The sequence below is a fragment of the Bacteroidota bacterium genome (genome assembly GCA_040388375.1).
In the GTDB taxonomy this organism is placed as follows: Bacteria; Bacteroidota; Bacteroidia; order UKL13-3; family UKL13-3; genus JAAFJM01.
Map to the genome: position 1 here is coordinate 185,439 of JAZKBU010000003.1, position 22,528 is coordinate 207,966.

At 34.5% G+C, this 22,528-nt stretch carries 16 protein-coding genes; 10 read left to right on the forward strand and 6 right to left on the reverse strand.

The window, feature by feature from the left end; genetic code table 11:
• The first annotated feature begins 91 nt into the window (after positions 1-91).
• Entirely contained in the window at positions 92-649 is a 558-nt protein-coding gene (locus V4538_03865; protein MES2380152.1) for a sigma-70 family RNA polymerase sigma factor, read from the forward strand.
• Positions 636-2,417, forward strand: a complete 1,782-nt coding sequence (locus tag V4538_03870; GenBank protein ID MES2380153.1) for a DUF4097 family beta strand repeat-containing protein — start codon at positions 636-638, stop codon at positions 2,415-2,417. Before V4538_03865 ends, V4538_03870 begins: the two co-directional genes overlap by 14 nt.
• 3 nt (positions 2,418-2,420) lie before the next feature.
• On the opposite strand, the gene V4538_03875 is transcribed toward V4538_03870, so the two are convergent.
• Both V4538_03875 and lpxK read right to left on the reverse strand, forming a co-directional pair.
• Positions 2,421-3,224: a purine-nucleoside phosphorylase gene (locus tag V4538_03875; GenBank protein MES2380154.1), complete on the reverse strand. Its 804-nt coding sequence runs from the start codon at positions 3,222-3,224 to the stop codon at positions 2,421-2,423.
• Positions 3,196-4,272 carry a tetraacyldisaccharide 4'-kinase gene (lpxK, locus tag V4538_03880; protein ID MES2380155.1) on the reverse strand — a complete coding sequence of 359 codons (1,077 nt, stop codon included), beginning with the start codon at positions 4,270-4,272 and terminating at the stop codon, positions 3,196-3,198. The genes V4538_03875 and lpxK overlap by 29 nt, the downstream gene beginning before the upstream one ends.
• Before the next feature lie 148 nt (positions 4,273-4,420).
• Here lpxK and V4538_03885 point away from each other — a divergent pair, with 148 nt between their 5' ends.
• From V4538_03885 to V4538_03910, 6 genes are all read left to right on the forward strand, one after another.
• Positions 4,421-5,347 carry an NAD(P)-dependent oxidoreductase gene (locus tag V4538_03885; GenBank protein MES2380156.1) on the forward strand — a complete coding sequence of 309 codons (927 nt, stop codon included), beginning with the start codon at positions 4,421-4,423 and terminating at the stop codon, positions 5,345-5,347.
• 116 nt (positions 5,348-5,463) lie between these two features.
• Positions 5,464-9,243 (forward strand): carboxypeptidase regulatory-like domain-containing protein, encoded by a 3,780-nt coding sequence (locus tag V4538_03890; protein MES2380157.1) that lies wholly within the window; start codon positions 5,464-5,466, stop codon positions 9,241-9,243.
• A 17-nt stretch (positions 9,244-9,260) separates the two neighbouring features.
• Positions 9,261-13,109: a hypothetical protein gene (locus tag V4538_03895; GenBank protein ID MES2380158.1), complete on the forward strand. Its 3,849-nt coding sequence runs from the start codon at positions 9,261-9,263 to the stop codon at positions 13,107-13,109.
• Between the two features lie 77 nt (positions 13,110-13,186).
• Positions 13,187-14,284 carry a PorV/PorQ family protein gene (locus V4538_03900; protein ID MES2380159.1) on the forward strand — a complete coding sequence of 366 codons (1,098 nt, stop codon included), beginning with the start codon at positions 13,187-13,189 and terminating at the stop codon, positions 14,282-14,284.
• Between the two features lie 87 nt (positions 14,285-14,371).
• A complete protein-coding gene (gene greA, locus V4538_03905; GenBank protein MES2380160.1) occupies positions 14,372-14,878 on the forward strand; it encodes a transcription elongation factor GreA in 507 nt (168 codons plus the stop codon).
• Between the two features lie 6 nt (positions 14,879-14,884).
• Entirely contained in the window at positions 14,885-15,280 is a 396-nt protein-coding gene (locus V4538_03910) for an HIT family protein (GenBank protein MES2380161.1), read from the forward strand.
• A 94-nt stretch (positions 15,281-15,374) separates the two neighbouring features.
• Here V4538_03910 and V4538_03915 read toward each other — a convergent pair whose 3' ends face one another.
• The 4 genes from V4538_03915 to V4538_03930 form a co-directional block, all read right to left on the reverse strand.
• Positions 15,375-17,501 (reverse strand): OmpA family protein, encoded by a 2,127-nt coding sequence (locus V4538_03915; GenBank protein ID MES2380162.1) that lies wholly within the window; start codon positions 17,499-17,501, stop codon positions 15,375-15,377.
• A gap of 178 nt (positions 17,502-17,679) precedes the next feature.
• On the reverse strand, positions 17,680-19,869 hold the full coding sequence (locus V4538_03920; GenBank protein ID MES2380163.1) for a glutamine synthetase III: 2,190 nt from the start codon (positions 19,867-19,869) through the stop codon (positions 17,680-17,682).
• A gap of 132 nt (positions 19,870-20,001) precedes the next feature.
• Positions 20,002-20,700 carry an SDR family NAD(P)-dependent oxidoreductase gene (locus V4538_03925; GenBank protein ID MES2380164.1) on the reverse strand — a complete coding sequence of 233 codons (699 nt, stop codon included), beginning with the start codon at positions 20,698-20,700 and terminating at the stop codon, positions 20,002-20,004.
• Positions 20,701-20,720: 20 nt separating this feature from the next.
• Positions 20,721-21,092 carry a DMT family protein gene (locus V4538_03930; protein MES2380165.1) on the reverse strand — a complete coding sequence of 124 codons (372 nt, stop codon included), beginning with the start codon at positions 21,090-21,092 and terminating at the stop codon, positions 20,721-20,723.
• 134 nt (positions 21,093-21,226) lie between these two features.
• On the opposite strand from V4538_03930, the gene V4538_03935 reads away from it, so the two are divergent.
• Positions 21,227-21,586, forward strand: coding sequence for a hypothetical protein (locus tag V4538_03935; protein MES2380166.1), 360 nt, complete (start codon positions 21,227-21,229; stop codon positions 21,584-21,586).
• 60 nt (positions 21,587-21,646) lie between these two features.
• Positions 21,647-22,528, forward strand: coding sequence for a cyanophycinase (locus V4538_03940; protein MES2380167.1), 882 nt, complete (start codon positions 21,647-21,649; stop codon positions 22,526-22,528).

Sequence of the window (22,528 nt, forward strand, 5' to 3'; positions counted from 1 at the left end):
TAATGAGATAAAACCCATTATTTTTCACCTTTTAATAAAAATTGTTACCCTTTTGTGTTATAGTAATTAAAGAGGTAAATATTTAAGCCAGGTGAGCATAAAACAGACAGAAACATATAACCTAAAGCATTTATCAAAGCAGGATTTTATTGCTGAAATCTATAACAGGTATGGTAAAAAATTGTATGCTTATGCTATTCAAACATGGAACTTAGAAGAAGATAGTGCTTGGGATTTAATCTATAAAACACTTTATAAAGTAATCGATTCATATAACAATTATACATTTGATACCGAAGAAAAATTTGCCTCCTTTATATTTAAAATATTTATCAATTACCTAAGAAATCACTACAGGGATAATAAACACCTGGTTGATTTTTCAGTAACTGGCGATATAGCCGATGCCGAATTAATGAGCAATGCAGTTGAAAATGATAATTCAAACTCCATTAATTTAAAATTAAATCTGTTGAACGAAGAATTAACCAAGTTGGAAGACTGGCAACGAATGCTTTTACTGATGAGAAGCGAGGGCAAAACCTATGCTGAAATAGCTACCTATATGGATAAGCCCGAACACCAGTTAAAAGTTTACTACCAAAGACTAAAAGAAAAAATAAGCAAACGACTTTATGAGCACTTTTAATATACCTATAACAGACCAAGAGCTCCGAATGCTTCTAAAGAAAAATATTTTGGAAGGAAACATGGATGATGCTTTAATAAATGACCTTATAACTATGGAATCAAAAATGGTATTTGCAAATAGTTCCGTTATTGTTATACCCAATAACAAAGAACAAAACGTATTAAATAAATTAAACAAGAGCCTGACAAAAGGTGTTGGTTTCTGGTGGCCCATTGCAACCATTGCAGTTGTTTTAGCTCTATCACTTTTAGTATGGTTTAAATTTACTACGAGCAATCAATCAGCAGCAATGGCTGCAAACCAACCAAACAATGCTTATGAAAAAGACTATACACCCAATACCATTATCAATACAAGCGATAGTACATTGGTTGAAAAGCCAGAAAACGAAACTTTAAGACCAAAAGAAATAGATACAAATACACAAGTTACCGGGGAGAGAATAATTCAAAACATACCCTTATGGCCCAACTCATTTACAGCACCCTTAGATAGTATAAAAAGTAACAATATCGTTGATTATAAATCCCTTGCAGGCATAATAGTAAGCGAAAACAAGTTTACTGTAGATACACTGTTTAATGGCATAAAAAGTTTGTATATAAAAAGTAGTTATTGCAAAATAGATATTAAGCCAAACAATACAGAAACACTTTTATTAAAAGGCGAGATGGAATTTAAATCAAAAGGAATAGTTATAAATAAACCCCAATACCAAATTATTATTAAAAAAACCGATACCCTTTTACAAGTAACAATTGAAGGCGGTAAATCAAGTATAGTTTTAGGCGGAATGGTAGATATAACAGGTTTCTTAAATTTTGATGTGCCGCAAAACATTAACGTAAAAATAGACAATACCAGCTCAGATATACTGCTGACCAAATTAAAAGGACAAATGAAAATAAATAACGATTATGGAAATGTACAAGCTACAGATATGCAATCAAACATGATACTTAAAGTACAGTCAGGCAATACCATTTTAAAAGCAATAGAAGGCAATATTACTACCGACTGTAATTATGGCAATCAAACATTAACCAATATAAAAGGCCATGTAAGTATGAAAAACAATTCAAGCGATATTGCATTGGCTAATATAAAAGGTAACACCTTAATCAGTTCCAGCTATGGCAATATTCATATTGATAGTTTAACAGGAAAATTAAAAATAAAACTCGCATCAGGTAATATAACCACCAGTCATATAAATGGCGATTCAGTTGATATAAACAACAGCTATGGCAATATTGTATTAAGCCATGTAGAGGCGGCTGTTAAAGCCAATAATATTTCAGGCAATACTCATTTTAACTATGTAAAAGGAAACGTAAAATTAAGTTCATCATATGGTAAACAAAAATTAGCAAACATAACAGGCAGTATTATCAGTAAAGGTGTTTCAACCGAAGTAGAACTGGAGAAAATAGAAGGCGATTTAAACATAACTACCAGTTATGGTGATATAACAGCCAGTAACTGTAAAGGAGCAGTAGCCATGAATGTAACAAGTGGCAACATTTCAGGAAAAAACATAACACTTACCAATAATATGTTATTGAATAACACCTATGGTAATATAAAAATGCAACTTACCAATACAGACAGTGACTTGAGTTACGATTTAGTAAATAGCTATGGTACTATAAAATTAGCCAAAGGTGATAATAATATTAAGAAAACAGATGGCTCATTAAAGATAACAAAAGGAGCTATACAAATAAAAGCAGTTACCACCTCAGGTAACCAATTGTTTGAATAACTGTTATACCAGTTCAGTAAATAATTTACTTAATAAAGGTTCTGCTTTATTGGCCGCAGCAATAATTTTTTCTAAGCTAACAGGCTTTAAAGTTTCAGGAAATCCTAAGTCAGTTATAACCGAAATAGTACAAACAGGTATACGCATTTGAACAGCAACCAATACCTCTGGTACTGTGCTCATACCAACAGCATCGGCACCCAGTATACTTAACATTTTATATTCCGCTTTGGTTTCCAATGCAGGCCCTTGCACTGCAGCATAACAGCCTTCGTGCAGTATAAAATTATTTTGTAGTGCAATGGCTTTTGCTTTTTCGCGCAATGCTATATTATAAGGTTCACACATATCAGGAAACCTGTCGCCAAATTCTCTATAGTGTTTTCCTCTCAGTGGCGATTCCGGAAGCAAATTAATATGGTCGTTTAATACCATTAATTCACTCACTTTAAAATTCCTGTTCAATCCTCCAGCAGCATTACTTATCAATAATTTTTCAATGCCTAAAAATTTTAAAACCCTTACCGGAAAAGTAACCTCTTGCATGCTGTAACCTTCGTAGTAATGGAAACGACCCTGCATAATTACAACAGGTTGTTTATTTAAATAACCCAATATCAATTTACCCTTATGGCTTTCAACAGTGCTTACCGGAAAGTGCGGAATATCTTCGTAATTGATAGTATCTATTACTTCGCAATCATTTACCAAAGCACCCAAGCCCGTCCCCAGAATAATACCTGTTAAAGGTTTTATTTGCGTATGCTCAAGTATATAATTAGTAGCTTCTTTTATTTTGTTCAACATAGTTTAAAATGTATTGATTAAATGCGCTTTTATCGCTTTCGAAAAAATCAACTTGTAAAGGCAAGTAGTAAATAGGGTATTGTTGCAGGAGCGTTTTAAATGCATCCGTTTGCAGTCGCATGGCATCCTTTTCAGTACTGATAATTATTTTATTGGTTGAAGCACGTTTGTCAAATTCAGCTAATAGCTGTGTAATTTCTTCCGTTGTAAAATCATGGTGGTCGCCAAACTGCCATGCATCCATTACCGAATGGGCATTTTTTTCTAAATAATCTTCAAAACTTTGTGCTTTGGCTATACCGCTAAAAAGCAATAAGTCCGTTTCTTTAAGTTCATCAATGGTTTTAATAGAGCCATCAAAATAATGAACCAATGAATCATATTTTTGGTAAGAGAAAAATACCCGTTGTTTAGCCAATGGTTTTATTTGGGCAATAATTTTTTCCTTTTCCAAAACGGTTAAATCAGCGGGACATTTAGTAACAACAATTAAATCAGCCCTTTTATAACCAGCCCTGTATTCACGCAAAGTGCCTGCGGGAGTAAGGTAATCGTTAAAAAATAAGTTGTTATAATCAGTCAGTAAAATATTAAGGCCTGCTTTTATAGCCCTGTGCTGAAATGCATCGTCCAATAAAATAACATCCGTTTCAGGTGCATCAAACAATAAATTAGGCACACCAATTACCCTGTTTTCGCTAACCGCTAAATCAATTTCGGTTTTAAATTTTTGTTTTATTTGAGTAGGTTCATCACCAATTTCAAAAGCAGTAGACTCATTGGTAGCAAAAAAATAGCCTGAAGTTTTACGTTTATAGCCCCGGCTAAGTATAGCTACTTTGTATTGTTGTTTTAATAATCTAATTAAATATTCAATATGAGGTGTTTTGCCCGTTCCGCCAAAAGCTAAATTCCCAATATTAATAATAGGAAGCTCAAATGAAGTTTCACGTAGTAGATTTTTATCGTAACAAGTATTCCGCAAAAATAAAATACAAGCATATATAAAAGCAAAAGGCGCAGCTAAAATTCTAAAAACTAAAATCATATTAGGTTTCGATATTAGTTAAAATTGATAATAGATAAAAATAAGATAGGGTTATCAATGTGACTAAGCACTTATTGCAAAATACAAGATACCCCTTTTAGCAAGAAGTTCTGTTTTCTAATCAGAATAAATTTCCTTTATTGCGCCCGTGAAAGTTTTAATAATTGATGATGTAGATAGCTTATTAATAGATGGTTTAGAAAAAATCGGGTATTCCGTAACTTACAATCCAACTATTACCAGAGCCGGAATAATTCAGTCAATAACACCATACCAAGTTTTAGTAGTACGCACTAAAACCCAAATAGATAAAGAAATAATAGAGGCAGCTACCAGTTTAAAAGTAATTGCCAGGGCAGGTAGCGGACTCGATAATGTAGATGTAGATTTTGCGCAACAAAAAGGTATTCAGTGTTTTAATGCAGGCGAAGCCAATGCCGATGCTGTTGGTGAACATACTTTAGGTATGTTACTCAGCTTATTAAGGAATTTAGCCAAGGCCGATTTTGAGGTAAGAAACAAAATTTGGGACAGAGAGGGTAACAGAGGGTTTGAGTTAAATGGAAAAACCATTGGCATAATAGGATTTGGAAATACTGGAAAAGCACTCGCTAAAAAATTAGCCGGATTTGATGTAAAAGTGCTCGCTTACGATAAATATTTGACCAATTATTCAAATAAATATGCCAACGAAGCAACGTTAGCCCAAATTTTTGAAGAAGCAGATATTGTATCGCTACACATTCCACTGACTTTTGAGACCAAAAATTGGGTAAACGGCAAATTTTTAAAACAATTCAAAAAAAATATTTACCTTCTAAATATGTGCCGTGGAGAGGTGCTCAATATGCCCGAAACAATTGATTTAATGGGAAGTCGTAAGATACTGGGACTCTGCTTGGATGTTTTGGAAAATGAAAAATTGGCGACCCTAAGCAACCAGCAGCAAAAAGATTTTGACTACCTTATAAACAATAAAAAAGTACTTTTATCACCGCATATTGCCGGTTGGACTTTTGAGAGCTATGTGAAAATTGCGCAAACCCTACTCTTAAAATTAACTAACTTAAAATAAGCACTATAAAATTACTTGAGTGGCTAAATGAGGTGATGTTTGATTTATTAAGGAAAACCCATTTAATTTACCGCTCTTAAAACTAATCCAATTACTAATTTGTAACAAACATTTACATGAAAAGGATATATTTATTATTAGTAGCCATATTTGGCTTGTCAGCCCTTGCTAGTGCTCAATCTAACTTGGGTGTGCTGGAAGGAAAAGTTATTGATGAAACCACCAAAAAGCCAATAGAATATGCTGCCGTTACACTTGAAGGTGGGGGGGTAAAAAAACAAAAATACACCGATAAAGACGGAGAATTTGAGTTTACAGCCATACCTGCAGGTTCTTATTCACTTACAGTTTCTTATACAGGATACGATAGAACTACAATTAATGGTATTTCTGTTAGGGGCGATAATAAAATTACAACAACTAGTGTATCGTTAGGAAGTAAAATTGGACGTGCCGTAATTGTAGATAATAAAGGTCCATTAGTAGACAGAGATGATCCTCAACAAAGCTCTAGAAAGGATTTACAAAGAAATGCTACCCAAAGCATAAATGCGATTGCCGGTATTAGTAGAGGTGTTGACTCGCGTGGTGGTGGTGCTCCCAATATTCGTGGTGCTCGTGCTGATGGAACTGCTTATTATATTGATGGCGTGCGTGTTACTGGTATCAATATTCCAGCCAATGCTATTGAAAACTTAGAAGTTATTTCAGGAGGAACTCCGGCTTCATATGGAGATTTTACGGGAGGAGCTATTAGTGCAACAACGAAAGCACCGACCAAAGCTTGGTTCCGTTTTATAGAATACAGAACATCTTCCCCTTTTTATGGTTATTTAGATAACTCACACCATAATGAATTAACAACCTATTTTTCTGGTCCAATTTTATTTAAAGATAAAGATCGTGGTAAAAAAGAAAAAGTACTTTTAGGATTTACCAATTCAATAAGAGGTGTTTACACACTTGATGGTAGATTACCAGCCGTGGATATATACAAAGTAAAGGATGCTAAAATGAAAGAAATTGAAGCAACTCCAGTGCGTCCAAATGCACAAGGAACATTGGTACCTGCAGCTGAATTTTTAACTAAAGGCGATTTAGAAAAGGCTGATTACCGTCAAAATGCATCTGCATACAATATTGCAACTCAAGGAAATTTTAATTACCAACCTAATAATAATATAAATGTTAAATTAGGCTACACGGCTCAATTCTTTTCACAAAACAATTGGAATAGCTATTACTCATTACTAAATACGGCAAACAATTCAGTGTCAACTGGCTATAACACAGTTACTTATTTGCAATTTACACAAATGTTTAATAAGAAACGAGATGATGATGATACAACAAGAGAAAAAGTAGAAACATCAAAAACAGGAGTTGCTATTACCGATGCGTATTATACTGTGCGTGTAAGTTATGAACGTAACTTTTCTGAAACGTATGATGCTAACCACGGAAAGGACTTTTTTAAATATGGTTATGTAGGAACATTTAAAACATATAACGCACCAGCATATACCACTGTAAGAAAATCAATGGGACAAAATGCTGATACTATTTATTATAGAACAGCTACTGATACCACTGTAAGAAAAATGTTATCAACTGGTTACGTGCGTCAAACGGGTTTTCAAGATACTGCCCTCAAATTTCAGAAAGCTGATTTTAATACGATAAGAGGAAACTATACGCAAGCTTTTTTTAATTATTTTGGAGCTAATAGCTTTAACAATACAACTAATTTAAGAGGTGCAGGGGCAATTGTAAATGGATATGATCCATTAGCTATTTACTCTGGTATGTGGGGTAACGCAGGTGATGTGCAAACAGGCTATTCTAAAAACTTATACGAAAACTATATTGTTTATTTAGAATCAAATGCTTCATTAGCACCACGTAGAAATTTAAAGGCCAAACACAATTTACAGTTTGGATTAACTTACGAGCAACGTTTCCAAAGAGGCTATAGCTTATCTGCTGGAGATTTATGGCAATTAATGCCATTATTAGCCAACAGTCAGTTTACTGGTCTAGACTCTATTGGACAAGCTAGATTTGATGCCAATGGCGTTTTTCAAGATACTATTACTTTTAACCGTAGAATTGTTGAAGCTTCACAATCAACATTTGATAAAAATTTACGCGAAAAATTAATTAGTAGTGGAGCTACTGATAATAACGGTAAACCAGTAGATGATCAAACTTTTATTGATATCAACTCATATTCACCAGGGACTTATTCATTAAATATGTTTTCTGCCAACGAGTTATTAAACAATGGTAATTCATTTGTTTCTTACTTTGGATATGACCATTTAGGTAATGAAGTATCAGGAAAACCAGGTATCAATGAGTTCTTTAAAAATCGAATTTTACCGGCATATCAACCAGTTTATGCGGCAGCTTGGATTCAAGATAAATTTACATTCAAAGATTTAATTTTGCGTGTTGGAGTTCGTGTAGAAAGATTTGATGCAAACCAACCAGTATTACGCGATCCATATTCAATGGTTCCTATTATTTCAGCAGGCGAAATCAGATCAGCAGCAGCAGGTGAATTAAAAATTGCTTCAGATGCTATACCAAGTGTAGTTGGCGATGGTTGGAAAGTATACATCAACACCGACAACTTCAATGGCGATAAATATGGTATTGCTGGATTTAGAGATGGTAATAAATGGTACGACAAAAATGGTAATCCTATTTCAGATCCTGCAGCTATTCAGCGCGCAGCAGGAACTAACCAAAATATTCCATACGTAGTGGATGCTAAAAATCCTAAAGTGCCTACAGTACAATCATTTAAAGATTACGAGCCAGATGTGAAAATTTTACCACGTGTTTGGTTCTCATTCCCTATTTCTACCTCATCACAATTTTATGGTACTTATGATATATTAACACAAAGACCAGGTAGCAATGTGGCTCAAATAGATGACTATTACTTCTTATCAAACAGATTAACAGGAGTTATAGCTAATCCAGATTTGAAAATGACCCAAGTAACCGATTACGAAATTGGTTTCCGTCAACAAATTGGCAAAAACTCAGCTTTAGGAATTATTGCTTCATACCGCGAGTACAGAAACATGACCCAATTATATAGCTATATACAAGCTTGGCCAAATACATATAGTACTGTAGGTAATATTGATTTTTCTACAACTAAATCAATAGGATTAGACTATAAATTAATTGATATGGGTAACGTTAATTTTGATGCAAATTACCAATTACAATTTGCTGATGGAACAGGTTCAAATGTTTCTTCAAGCAGTGCATTAATACAAGCAGGTTTACCTAATATCCGTACCGTATTTCCATTAGATTTTGATACACGTCACTCTTTTAAAGGTAATTTCGATTTCCATTATAAAGAAGATAAAAAATACAATGGCCCTGTTGTAAACGGTAAAAAAATATTTGAAAATGCTGGATTCAATTTCCTTTTCACAGCTTATTCAGGACGTCCGTATACGCAAAATATGATTGCTACCGCAGACGGAGTTCAAAGTGGTGTTGCTGCAAGAAGCCCTATTAAAGGAACGCCTAATGGCTCTAATTTACCTGCACAGTTTAACGTTGATTTGAATATTGATAAAAACTTTACCATTAAAAACGAAAAAGCTGGTGCTAGTATTAAAGAATACCGCATGCGTATTTTCTTAACAATAACCAATTTATTCAATGCAGTGAACGTTTCAAGTGTTTACCGTTACACAGGTAGTGCATACAATGATGGTTATTTAAATTCACCATATGCGGCAGATCAAATTCGTACTGCAACCAATGCACAATCATTTATTGACCTATACAATACAAGGATGGTTAATCCTGATAGATTCTTATTACCAAGATTAACCCGTATTGGAGTTTCAGTTCAGTTTTAATTTAAAAAAATAATTTTATGTTAAATTTAAAATATATCAAAAGCACACTTGTTACGGTTGCTGTTTTAACCGTACTAGGTAATACCCAAGCTCGTGAAAACATTGGTATGGGTAAAGCAGCAAACGCAAATACAGACCGTAAAGCCAATGCGTTAAGCAAAATGGGCGCAGGTTGTACAGCTGCTACAGCTCAAAAAGAGTTGGACATAAACAACGTAAGAACAACTATACTTACCGGGGGTGATATGTGGTGGAACTTAAGTAATGCCCGTTACGAAATACCTAAAGTACAAACCGGTCAGGTAGCTAAGCATTCATTGTTTTCTGGAGCATTATGGATTGGTGGTATTACACAAGGTAATTTACGTTTAGCAGCACAAACTTATCGTCAATCAGGAAACGATTTTTTTCCTGGTCCACTTCAAATAGATGGTTCAGCAAGTATTACTGCTGATAGATGTAAACAATCTGATAAAATTTATAAAGTAACACGTTCTGAAATTATTAATCACATAGCTTTAGGTGATGGAGTAGATCCAGCTGCTATCAATATAAATATTAGTGAGTGGCCTGGTAATGGTGGTTCTGGAGAAGCTAAATTTTTAGCACCATTTTTTGATGCAAATGGCAATGGGGTTTATGAACCAGGACAAAGCGAGTACCCAACATTTAATCAAGACGAGGCAAGCACTGCTGCAATTCCTGACCAAATGATGTTTGTTGTTTATAACGATAAAGGAAATATACATACAGAAACACAAGGTTTACCATTAAACTTAGAGTTTAGATTACAAGCATTTGGTTTTGCTACCAATGACGAAGTAAATAACATGACATTCTACCGTACCACTATTATAAACAGAGGTACAGAAACTATTGATAGCTGTATATTTGGTCAGTGGGTTGATCCGGATTTAGGAAATTACTCAGATGACTTTGTAGAATGTGATGTAAATAGAAACTTAGGTATTTGTTATAATGGTGATGATAACGATGAAGGTATTTTAGGTTATGGATTAAATCCACCGAGTGTTGGGGTTAATTTCTTTCAAGGTCCTTTAAATGAAAACGGAAAAGAAATTGGTTTAACAAAATTTGTTTACTACGATAACAATAGTTCAGTACAAGGAAATCCATTTAACCCGGCTCATTTTTGGAATTATTTGAATGGACGTTGGAAAGATGGACAAAACATTACTTATGGTGGAAATGGCCGTGGAGGTTCAGATACTGCAAGTTATATGTTCCCGGGTACAACCGACCCGGCTAAAAGAGCTGCATGGACAGAAAGAATTGCAGGTAATACACCGGCTGACAGACGTTTTTTACAAACAGCAGGTCCTTTTAAATTAATACAGGGTGCTATTAATAAGGTTACTATTGGTGTAGTTTGGGCAAAAGCAACTACAGGTGGAGCAACAGGTTCATTTAACTTATTAAAAGAAGCAAGTGATAAAGCATTGATTTTATTTAAAAACAATTTCAAAATCCTTCGTGGACCTGAATTTGAAGACAATGCAGTACAAATTACCGAATTAAACAGCGAGTTAATTATTAATTTAGTTAATACTGAAAAACCAGAAACATTTAAAGCAAAAGTAGCTGGTTTGTGTACAGACTCTACAGAGTATAAATTCCAGGGGTATCAAATTTATCAATTAAAAGTACCATCAACACCTAGTGATTTTAGCGACCGTGAGCAAATAAGATTAGTTGCCCAATGCGATATATTAGATGGTAACGGTTTTATAGTAAACACAGTAAATGATGCTGATTTAGGAAGTGTTAAAAAAATAATGGTTAACGGAGAAGATAAAGGTCTTCGTCATTCATTCCAAATAACCAGAGATGCATTTTCAGTAGAGTCAGATCAAACTTTGGTTAATTACAAAAACTACCATTACCTAATTGTTCCTTACGCAGCAGTAACCAACTGTGTAAAAGAAAATATTCAGTATTTATCAGGTTCAAAACCTATTATTATTACTGCCACTCCTCACTTATCATACGGTCATTCACAAGGAACTCAAATTAATTCAGGGTTTACTACAGGACCACAAATTACACGTATTGAAGGAATAGGAAATGGAGGTAATTTCTTAAACTTAACAAAAGCAACAATAGAAGAAGCATTAGCATCTCCATATTATGCAAGCAAACCAAAATATTTAGAAGGTGCAGGTCCGGTAAGTATTAAAGTAATTAATCCATTTAAAGTGCCTTTGGCTAACTTTATATTATATATTACTGATTCTTCAAAAACTAATGCACGTATTACCGATTCTTTAAATAGAGATTCAACTTATTGGATATTGAAAAATACTACAACTAGCCAAACATATGTTGGAACCCGTAACTTGAAAAGTGGTAATGAGCAAATATTTGCAGAAATAGGTTTATCAGTTTCAATTAACCAAGCTTTTGCTCCTGGTGATCCTGATAATACCGAAGATGTAAGTAATGGATATATTGATGCATCAATTACTTTCTCTAATCCTTCAGAAAGATGGTTAGACGGAGTTGCTGATGGAGAAATTGCTTTACCTGCCTTTAACTGGATTAGATCAGGTAATACAGGAACACCGGAATTTACAAATACTACTGACCACGATTTCTATAGAGCAATTGGTACAAACAAATTAGCAGTTGATCCACGTAAACAGTATGGAAATATTTTAGGCGCAACTTGGGCTCCTTTCGGTTTAGCGGCAAAAGCAACTAACCCTAAATCATATGGTCCTGGTATTAGTTTAACTCCAAACACCAATCAGGTTTCTGATGATAACAGATTAGTAGATTTACAAAGTGTTGATGTAGTGTTTACATCAGATAAATCAAAATGGACCCGTTGTATTGTATTAGAAATGGGTGAAAACAAAGACTTAAATATCGGTAATGTTTCAAAAGGAAATATCAGAGCATCTGCATCAGTAGATAAAAATGGTAATCCGGAAACAGGCAGTTACGGTATGAGCTGGTTCCCTGGCTATGCTATTAACGTAGAAACAGGCGAAAGATTGAATATTATATTTGGTGAAGACTCATCACTTCCGGGTGAAAACGGAGCAGATATGGTTTGGAATCCAACAAAAAATTTATTTGACCGTAATTCAAATGGTAACATTCCTGCTTTTGGAGGTAAACACCACCTTTATATTATGGCAGCTAAAGAATTAAGAGCTGGTACAAACGGACAAACACTACTTTACAAAGGTCCTCGTTACGATGAGTGTGCTAATTACAGACAATTATTAGCGGTAGCAAACCCATCAGATGAGCCGGCTACTTTACAAAAACGTTATTTCTTATCACAATTTATGTGGGTTACTATTCCAATGTTAAGAAGCACAGGCTTTTTATACAGCATGGCTGATGGTATTGTTCCAAACGAAACTACTGTTAAGTTACGTGTAAAACGCCCTTATGCAAAATACACTGCCAATGTAGATACTCCTTTACAACACGGTGGCCAACCTATGTATGAGTTCTCAACACAAAGCATTGCTCCATTAACATTTAATGCTGATGCAGGTAAAAAAGCAATGGATATGGTAAACGTATCACCAAATCCTTACTATGCTTATAGTGGTTATGAGGATCCGGGAAATGCATTAGATAATAAAGTTAAAATTATCAATGTTCCTACAAAATGCGTTGTTTCAATTTACACACAAAGCGGATTCCTAGTAAGAAGAATTAGAAAAGACGATAATGCTAAAACTTATATTGAGTGGGATTTACGCAATGATGCAAACGTTCCTATTTCAAGTGGTGTATATTTAATTCATATACAAGCAGACGGTTTAGGAGAAAGAATTATTAAGTGGTTTGGTGTAATGCGCCCGGCTGATTTTGATTCGTTTTAGTTAATAATAAAAGTACCATGTAACCAAGTTAAAAACTTAGCTTGGTTACATTTAAAAAATATAAAAAATTTACTCATATGAAGAAGTATATTTTACAAAGTTTAATTGCTTGTCTGGGAATAATGGCAAGTGTACATGCTGGTAATCCTGATAGAGCAGGGGGAGCCGGAGCCACTCAGTTGTTAGTAAACCCTTATGCAAGAGGCGTAGGTTTAGCCGGAGCAAACACGGCATCAGCCAGAGGTTTAGAGTCATATTACCTGAATATTGGTGGTTTGGCTTATGTAAAGAAAATGGAAATTCAGGCATCGCAAACCCGTTACTTGGTTGGTACCGATATTTATTTAAACAACTTAGGTATTGCACAAGCTTTAGGTGAAAATGGTAGTGGTGGTGTTTTAGGTTTAGCAGTTACCTATTGGGATATTGGTAACATTCCTATTACTACTACAGAAAGTCCTAATATGACTTTGGGTACCTATACTACCCAAATTTTAAATGTAGGTTTAGCATATTCAAAAACGTTTTCAAACTCTATAACCGGAGGTTTAATGATTAGATACGTGAGCGAAGGTATATCAAGTGTAAATGCAAGTGGCGTTACATTAGATGCAGGAGTTCAGTATCAAACATCTTTAAATCCGGCTAAAAAAATTAAGAAACAAGATTTTAGATTTGGTATTGCTGTAAGAAATTTAGGTCCTGATTTTTCATATCAGGGTAATGGTTTAGCTACTAACACTTCGGTAGTAAGTACCGGAGCTACCAGAAAAACATTGTTTGGTTCTCAACCATTTAATATGCCGGCTTTAGCTAACATAGGTGTTGGGTACGATTTTAGATTAGACAAAGGTGAAGAAACCTATGACCACAGATTAACACTTTCAGGTAATTTTAACTACAATGCATTTTCATCAAACATTACTGCAGTAGGTATAGAGTATGCTATGAAAAACACATTTATGTTAAGAACAGGTTATGCGCATCAGGATGGGAACTTTAGCGATAGTGAATATAAAACACCTCAATATGGTTTAAGTTTTGGTGCCGGATTTGCTTTACCAATAAGCGATGGTGGTACGGCTTTATCAATTGATTATGCTTACCAGCCAACAGTAATATTTAATGGAATTCACACAATTGGGTTTAAGTTAGCTTTAGGTAATAATAACTAATTTTATATATTTGTAAGACATTGAAAGGAAACGTTCGGTTAATCATACCGAACGTTTCTTTTTGTTTTAATTTAATACAGAAATAGAATGGCAAATAAAAAAAGTATCTCGCATCAAGCTGCCCCCATTAATTATTTATCAAAAGAAGGTTTTGAAAGACTACAAAAGGAATTACACGACTTAAAATTTGTACAACGCCCTTTTATTTCAAAACAAATTGCTGATGCGCGCGATAAAGGAGATTTGAGTGAGAATGCAGAATACCATGCGGCTAAAGAAGACCAAGGCCATTTAGAAACCAAAATATCACAAGTGGAGTCGTTATTAGCTATTAGCAGAATAATAGATGAAACAAAGCTAGATACAAGTAAAGTAATGTTGCTAAGCCATGTAAAGGTGTTAAATCATAACGTGAAGAAAGAGTTTAACTATACTATTGTTTCTGAAAACGAAGCTGATTTTAAAATTGGCAAAATATCTGTAAAATCGCCAATAGGAGCTGGATTAGTAGGTAAAAAACTAGGCGATATTGTAGAGATTATGGCACCTGCAGGCACCATAAAATTAGAGATATTAAGTATTTCTTTAACTTAATAAAATATGGGTACCAGTATTTTTTCAAAAATTATACAAGGCGAAATTCCTTGTTATAAAGTAGCTGAAACCAATAATTGTCTGGCCTTTTTAGATATTAATCCGTTAACAAAAGGGCATGTATTGGTAATACCAAAAACAGAGGTTGATTATATATTTGATTTGGATGATACCTTGTATATGGAATTACAATTATTTGCCAAGCAAGTAGCTTTGGCTATTAAAAAAGTAATTGATTGCAATAGGGTAGGTGTTTGTGTAGTAGGTTTAGAAGTACCTCATGCCCATATTCATTTAATACCATTTAACAATATGGAGGAAATGAATTTTGCCAATAAGAAATTGAATTTACCCGTTGATGAAATGAAAGTAATAGCGAATAGCATTGCCTCACAATTTTAACAATTATCTTCATATACTTAATTAACGAGAACGAAATTTAAGGACATAAAAAAACCGATAACAATTGTTATCGGTTTTTTTATGTAACCAACTTTTATCTTCGAGGAGGAGTAGTTGGCGCTGTTCCTGGGCGAACTCTTTGTCCCGGTTTATTCGTATCTTTTGGATCTACCGGTTTAACTTTAACCGGTGGCACATAGTTTATATCAATTACTCGAACTGTTGTTCTTCTATTTTGCTGATGTCTTTCTTCACTACATCTTTGTCCTTCTATTCTTTCATTAGGTCCTTCACAAGCACATTCTTTTAATTCTAACTCATTTTCACCATAACCTCTTGATACCAATCGGGCAGAATCAACACCATGGCTAATTAAGTAACCAACACAAGAGTCAGCACGTCTTTGCGATAATTTGATATTGTACAATGAATCTGCACGACAGTCAGTATGAGAACCTAACTCAAAACGCAACATCGGGTATTTATTCATTACCAATATAAGTGAATCCAATATCTCTGCTGAACGAGGGCGGATATTAGCACTGTCCAAACCATAAAGAATTCCTCGTACTGTAAATGTTTCTAAATCTATTGGGTTTAACTCTAAGTCTTGTACCAAATCAGTTGAAACTTCTAAGCCTTTGGTTGTTTTTTCATAAAACTTACTATCGTAGTGAAGCGGTTTTGAACCAAAAAATTCATAATCAGTTCCTGCTTTTAAAGGAATTTTATATGAACCTAATTGGTCAGTAGTAATAACCAATTTACCGGTATCCGTACTGTTTGTAAAAGTAATAACTGCATTAGGTATAATGGCTCTTGTTTTAGCATTTCTTACCACACCGCTCAAAGTAAACACCAGAGGCGTTTTTGTAAACCTGTAAATATCATCTCCACCTTTTCCGTTTAATCTATTTGAAGAGAAAAAGCCACTTTCTTTATCTTTTGAAATAACAATACCAAAATCATCGGCTCCCGAGTTAATAGGATATTTCATATTGATAGGATCACTCCAATCAGTTCCTTCGCCTTTGGTATAGTATAAATCAAATCCACCCATGCCGCATTTTCCATTGGAAGCATAGTATAATGTTCCATCTTCGTGTTGGTAAGGAAATCCTTCATCACCATCAGTATTAATGGTAGTACCTAAGTTTACCGGATCGCCCCAAGTATTACCCCTTTTGCTAAAACTTACCATCCAAATGTCTTTACTTAAAATAAGGCCTTCCGGGTTTTCAGCGCTACTTGTTGCTTTAGCTATACTACCAGGCATATTACTTGAGAAATAAAGAATAGTACCTTCTTTATTTAAATAAGGTTGTCCGCAATCAAAAGAATCTGTACTAAATGGAAGTGCGACTGGAACGCTCCATTCTGTGCCTGATAACTTTGTTTCGTATATGCGGCAGCTTGCTCCTTTGCCATCGTTCTTTTCGCCATAGTTACATTTTGTAAAGTACATGGTAGTAAACTTAGCATCAAAACAAACGGTTCCGTCATTCCATTTTCCGTTTACATTTTTCTTATCAACTAAAACAGGGTTGCTGTAATTATCAACTTGTTCTTTTTTCTTTTTGTTGTATTTTAAAGTAGTGCTGTAAACATCACAATAGCCATTATTAAACCAACCATATTTATCTTTACCACTTACCCCCACTTCTAATCTATCACTTGAAAAGAATAACTGGTCTTTTTTGAAGAACATAGGAGCAAAGTCGCTCCACTTTGTATTTAAGCGGGCAACGTTTTCTATAACATAACGGGTTTTCTCATTTTTCCATTTTTGAGCACTGGTACTTCCACAATCTTCCAAGTCAACTTTAGGGTCGCTGCCAACAGATTTTTTGTATTTATTGGCTTCGGTAATGGATTCAACGTATTTTTCTGAGTATTTTAAAGCTTGTATTTGCCTGTATTTAGCTTCGGCATTTGTAGGGTCTTGTTGTGTGGCTTTTGTATACCAACTTTCAGCAGCTGTCCAGTTGTTTGAAAGGCGGTAACATTCAGCTGCATAAAAGGCAGCCTCTTTTTTTATATCCTTGTTTTTAGTAGTACCATACACTTTTTTATAGATATCAGCAGCTGCTGCATATTCAAGCATTTTAAATTTTTTACGCGCTGCGGCTATATCTCCACCTCCGCCTCCTTTACATGCTAATAAAAGAGCAGAAAATATTAATACAAATCCTGTAAGTTTTACTATGTAATTTTGTTTCATTTTTAAATACTTTACTATTTGATTAGGATAAACGCAATTTTATGCATTTTAATGTGTAAAACAATATTTTTTTTAACATTTGCATATTTTTAACAAGCTAATAACCTGTGTATTTAAATAAAACAGCCATGTAATAGATAATTACATGGCTGCTTTAAGTATTAAAAATATTTTATGTTTATTTAATAAATAACATTTCGCGGTACTTAGGTAATTGCCACAATGTATCGTCAACCATAAACTCAAGTGAGTCACTTGCTTCACGTACATTATCAAACAAAGGTTTTACCTTATGGCAGAAAGCAACAGCTGCTTTGTGTGTATTTGCAGCATGGTGTGCTTTTTCTGTTTCAGCTAAAATTTTAGTTACGTTATCGTTAATATTTTTTATATGTTTTGAAATAGTTTCAATAGTTTTTAACTGTGTTTCGTAACTTGCTTTTGCTAAGCCAGCCGATTTTAAAGCAGTAACATTTAAAGCCAATTTACTTTGGTATTCAACAGCTGCCGGTATTACATGCGAGGTGGCTAATTGCGATATTATTTTTGCTTCAATATCTATTTTTTTTACATATAACTCTTGCATTATTTCATAACGGGCTTCTAATTCTATTTTGCTAAAAATATTGTTTTTAGTAAACAGCTCGCTTGATTGTTTTGAGATATAAGCATTCAATGCTTCAGGTGTGGTTTTTATATTTGATAAGCCTCTTTTTGCAGCTTCTTTAACCCATTCATCGCTATAACCGTTGCCTTCAAACAAAATGTTTTTAGCCGCTTTATAGTATGCTTTTAAAGTAGTAAGAATGGCTTCTTCCTTATTTTTACCTTTTTTAATAAGTGTATCAACATCCACTTTAAATTTGTTCAATTGGTCTGCCATTACGGTGTTTAACACAATCATTGAATTGGCACAATTGGCACTTGAACCAACTGCACGGAATTCAAATTTGTTTCCGGTAAATGCAAAAGGCGATGTTCTGTTTCTATCTGTATTGTCTAATAAAATATCAGGTATTTTTATAACATTAATAGCTTGTTTTGATTTGGTAGAAACTTTGGTATTTGATTTATCGTTTAAAATAGAATCCAATACGTTGGTCATTTGGCTACCAATAAAAATACTCATAATAGCTGGTGGAGCTTCGTTGGCTCCTAATCTGTGGTCGTTACTGGCAGTAGCTATTGAGGCACGTAATAAATCCGCATTATCACTTACTGCTTTAATTACATTCACAAAAAAAGTAAGGAACTGTAAGTTTGTTTCCGGGTTTTTGGTGGGAGCTAATAAGTTAACTCCTGTATTGGTTACTAAACTCCAGTTGTTGTGTTTTCCACTTCCGTTTACACCATCAAAAGGTTTTTCATGTAACAATACTTTTAAGCCGTGACGTAAGCTTACTTTTTCCATTAAATCCATTAACAATTGATTATGGTCAACGGCTAAATTGGCTTCTTCAAAATTGGGTGCACATTCAAACTGACCAGGTGCAACTTCGTTATGGCGTGTTTTTAATGGAATACCTAATTTGTATGATTCTGTTTCAAAGTCAACCATAAAGGCGTGAACTCTTGGCGGAATAGAACCAAAATAATGATCTTCTAACTGTTGTCCTTTTTCCGGAGCATGTCCAAGTAAAGTGCGGCCTGTTAACATTAAGTCAGGGCGTGCATAAAACATGGCTTCATCAATTAAAAAGTACTCTTGCTCAATACCTAAACTGGCTGATGCTTTGTTTACATTTTTATCGAAGTAACTGGCACAAACATTTACTACTGCATTTTCGACAGCATGTAAGGCTTTTAATAATGGGGCTTTAAAATCTAAGGCTTCGCCTGTGTACGAAACAAAAATGGTAGGAATACATAATGTTTTACCATTGCTTTCTTCCATAATAAAGGCTGGTGACGAAGGGTCCCAAGCGGTATATCCACGTGCTTCAAAGGTATTTCTGATACCTCCGTTTGGAAAACTACTTGCATCAGGTTCTTGTTGTACCAATGCTCCTCCAGAAAACTTTTCCATTGAACGACCGTCTTCGGTTGGTTCAAAAAAAGCATCGTGTTTTTCGGCAGTGGCACCTGTTAATGGTTGAAACCAATGTGTATAATGTGTTACCCCACGGCTCATAGCCCAGTTTTTCATTCCTGAAGCTACTGCATCGGCAATGTTACGGTCAATTTTTTCACCTGTTTTTACTGCTCTTGAAACGGCTTCATAAGCTTCTTTGCTTAAGAAATTTTTCATCGCACTGTCGTTAAATACATTGCTGTTGTAAAAATCAGAAACTTTATCTGAGGGTGATTTTGTTAAAACGGGATTTCTGCTAAGCGCAGTGTTTAAAGCATTAAAACGTAAAGTTGACATTATATATGGTATAATTTTTGGCGTAAAAATAAGCTATACAAAAAAAATAACTCCATTTAAATGCAATTTTTTGTTGCACATTTTATACAGATTGCCGCTAAGGGTTGTTATTGCTGAATATTAGCGCAATAATTATTTTTTAGGCCCTTTTGGTTGAAGGGGTCTTATTTCTAAATTGACTGTATGGAAATTGGGAGGCATTTGTAATGCATAAATAATATTAGCTGCCACATCTTCCGGCATTAACATATAATCATGGGGTTGTATGTTGGGGCTGTTGCGAAAAAAATCGGTTTTTACGGAACCGGGATAAATGCAGGTTACTTTAATCTGGTGGTCACGTACTTCTCTGAACAATGATTCGCTAAACCCTTTAACGGCCCATTTGGTAGCACAATAAGCTGCCACTTGGGGCATTCCTTCTAAGGCTGCTGTAGAGGCTATATTGATGATGTGACCGAATTGTTTTTCTTTCATATTGGGCAAGGCCATTCGGCAACAGTAAAAAACACCATTTACATTGGTTTCCTGCATTTCAATATACTGTTCAATGGGCATTTCTTCGGCCAGACCAAAATAGCCTAAACCGGCATTATTTATAAGGATATCAATGCAGTTATTGGTTTTGCTATAAATTTGGTAAAAGGCTTTTTCTACCTCATTGAATTGGCGGACATTGCAATGGATGAATTGATAATTTGGATGTTCAATATTGTTATTTCTGCCAAGCCCAAATACCGTGGCCCCATTTTCTAATAATTGCAGACATACTGCTTTACCAATGCCTTTGCTAATACCTGTTACTACGGCTATTTTATTTTTCAATTCCATTTTTTTTTAATCTCCAACTATTACCATTTTTTAAATACTACAAATACGGCAAGTACAATGAGTGCAAAGCCTAATAAGTGATTCCAGGCTAATTTATCTTGTTTAAAAACAAAATAGTTTATAATAACAAACACGGTTAAAGAAATGGCTTCCTGAATTGTTTTAAGCTCAAACATGCTGAAAGGGCCCCCGTTTTTTTCAAAACCTAATTTGTTGGCAGGAACCATAAAGGCATATTCAGCTAAGGCAATGAACCAACTTATTAATATAACGCCAAACATGCCCGTGTTTTTAAGCCATTCTATTTTGTTAAATTGTAAATGGCCATACCATGCAAAGGTCATAAAGGTGTTTGATATAGTTAGCAGCAGAATGGTATAAAAGCTTTTCATAAATAATTTGGGGCAATATATAACAATTAAAAAAAAAGCTATTTAAGCCTTTATTAAACTTTGTGGTTTAAATTTTTATAACTTTTGAAACAAAAACGTATTTTCGCGCTCATTAAATTTATAATACACAAGCAATGAAGCAATTGATTGATGCCATAAAACAAACTTTGGCGAAAGAGGGATTTGAAGCAGAGAAATTAGTAGCACAACTTAAAGAGTTGCGCCAGCATTTTATTGATAATTTAAACCAACCTGGCTACGTACGTATGATTAGATTGGCTTATGAGAATATAGAAGAAAATGGTGATTATACCTTTGATTATACAGAGGATGATAGTAAAGCTAATTTAAGTTACTTGATGGATTTATTGGTAGACCATACTAATAAATACAATAAGGAAGAATTGGTTGAATACCGTAAAATGATGGAAGGTGAAGAGTGGACCAGTCCGGAACAAGAGTGGGAAGGCGAAGAAGATGACGAGGGGAGTTAGAGGCATAAAATTATAAAGGGGCGGGGGAAGTCTGCATTTTTTTCATTTAATTATAAAAAATTGAATACACCTAAAGGAAAATTAATATCAATTGGAGGTGCCGAGGATAAAGGAACTGAGCCAGAAAATGGTTATGCTCACTCCAATAAAAGTTTAAATTTTTTTGAACTAGGCATTTTAAAACGTTTTGTTGAAGAACTTGGTGGTTCTGATAAGAAAATAGAGGTAATTACCACTGCATCTTCAATACCAAAAGAAGTAGGTCAAAATTATATTGATGCTTTTGGTAAAATTGGTTGTACGCATGCCGGTGTAATGAATATTAAAAACCGCGAAGACGTTCAGAATGCGGAATATATTCAACGTGTAAGAGATTGTGATGGAATTATGTTTTCTGGTGGTGACCAATTGCGTTTAACCAGCATATTTGGTGGTACTGAAATATACCAGATATTACATGAAAGATACTGGAATGAATCAACGTTTGTAATTGCAGGAACAAGTGCAGGGGCTATGGCTATGAGCAATACCATGATTTATAGTGGTAAAAGTGAATTGGCTCATTTAAAAGGGGAGGTAAAAATTACTACAGGTTTGGCTTTTATGGCTAATGTAATTATTGATTCGCATTTTGATAAGCGTGGCAGGTTTAACCGTTTGGCTCAGGCAGTAGCCAGTAACCCGCAATGCACCGGCATTGGTTTAGGTGAAGATACGGGAGTAATAGTGAGTGAAGGAAACTTTTTAGAAGTAATTGGGAGTGGTGCTGTTGTTATAGTTGATGGACGTGATATTAAACATACCAATATTACTGATGTAGGGGAAAGTTCGCCTATTTGTATTGAAAACATTAAAGTAAATATTTTAGTAAAAGGAAATGGTTATTTGCTAAAGGAAAGAAAGTTTTTAACCAGTGCATCTGAACTAACAGCCGTTCAATAA

What these genes read in the sequence shown, in the direction of transcription:
- V4538_03935 (MES2380166.1), top strand. Translation starts at nt 21,227, where the DNA reads ATGAAGCAATTGATTGATGCCATAAAACAAACTTTGGCGAAAGAGGGA.
- V4538_03930 (MES2380165.1), bottom strand. Translation starts at nt 21,092, where the DNA reads ATGAAAAGCTTTTATACCATTCTGCTGCTAACTATATCAAACACCTTT.
- greA (MES2380160.1), top strand. Translation starts at nt 14,372, where the DNA reads ATGGCAAATAAAAAAAGTATCTCGCATCAAGCTGCCCCCATTAATTAT.
- lpxK (MES2380155.1), bottom strand. Translation starts at nt 4,272, where the DNA reads ATGATTTTAGTTTTTAGAATTTTAGCTGCGCCTTTTGCTTTTATATAT.
- V4538_03925 (MES2380164.1), bottom strand. Translation starts at nt 20,700, where the DNA reads ATGGAATTGAAAAATAAAATAGCCGTAGTAACAGGTATTAGCAAAGGC.
- V4538_03900 (MES2380159.1), top strand. Translation starts at nt 13,187, where the DNA reads ATGAAGAAGTATATTTTACAAAGTTTAATTGCTTGTCTGGGAATAATG.
- V4538_03875 (MES2380154.1), bottom strand. Translation starts at nt 3,224, where the DNA reads ATGTTGAACAAAATAAAAGAAGCTACTAATTATATACTTGAGCATACG.
- V4538_03920 (MES2380163.1), bottom strand. Translation starts at nt 19,869, where the DNA reads ATGTCAACTTTACGTTTTAATGCTTTAAACACTGCGCTTAGCAGAAAT.
- V4538_03870 (MES2380153.1), top strand. Translation starts at nt 636, where the DNA reads ATGAGCACTTTTAATATACCTATAACAGACCAAGAGCTCCGAATGCTT.
- V4538_03910 (MES2380161.1), top strand. Translation starts at nt 14,885, where the DNA reads ATGGGTACCAGTATTTTTTCAAAAATTATACAAGGCGAAATTCCTTGT.
- V4538_03890 (MES2380157.1), top strand. Translation starts at nt 5,464, where the DNA reads ATGAAAAGGATATATTTATTATTAGTAGCCATATTTGGCTTGTCAGCC.
- V4538_03895 (MES2380158.1), top strand. Translation starts at nt 9,261, where the DNA reads ATGTTAAATTTAAAATATATCAAAAGCACACTTGTTACGGTTGCTGTT.
- V4538_03915 (MES2380162.1), bottom strand. Translation starts at nt 17,501, where the DNA reads ATGAAACAAAATTACATAGTAAAACTTACAGGATTTGTATTAATATTT.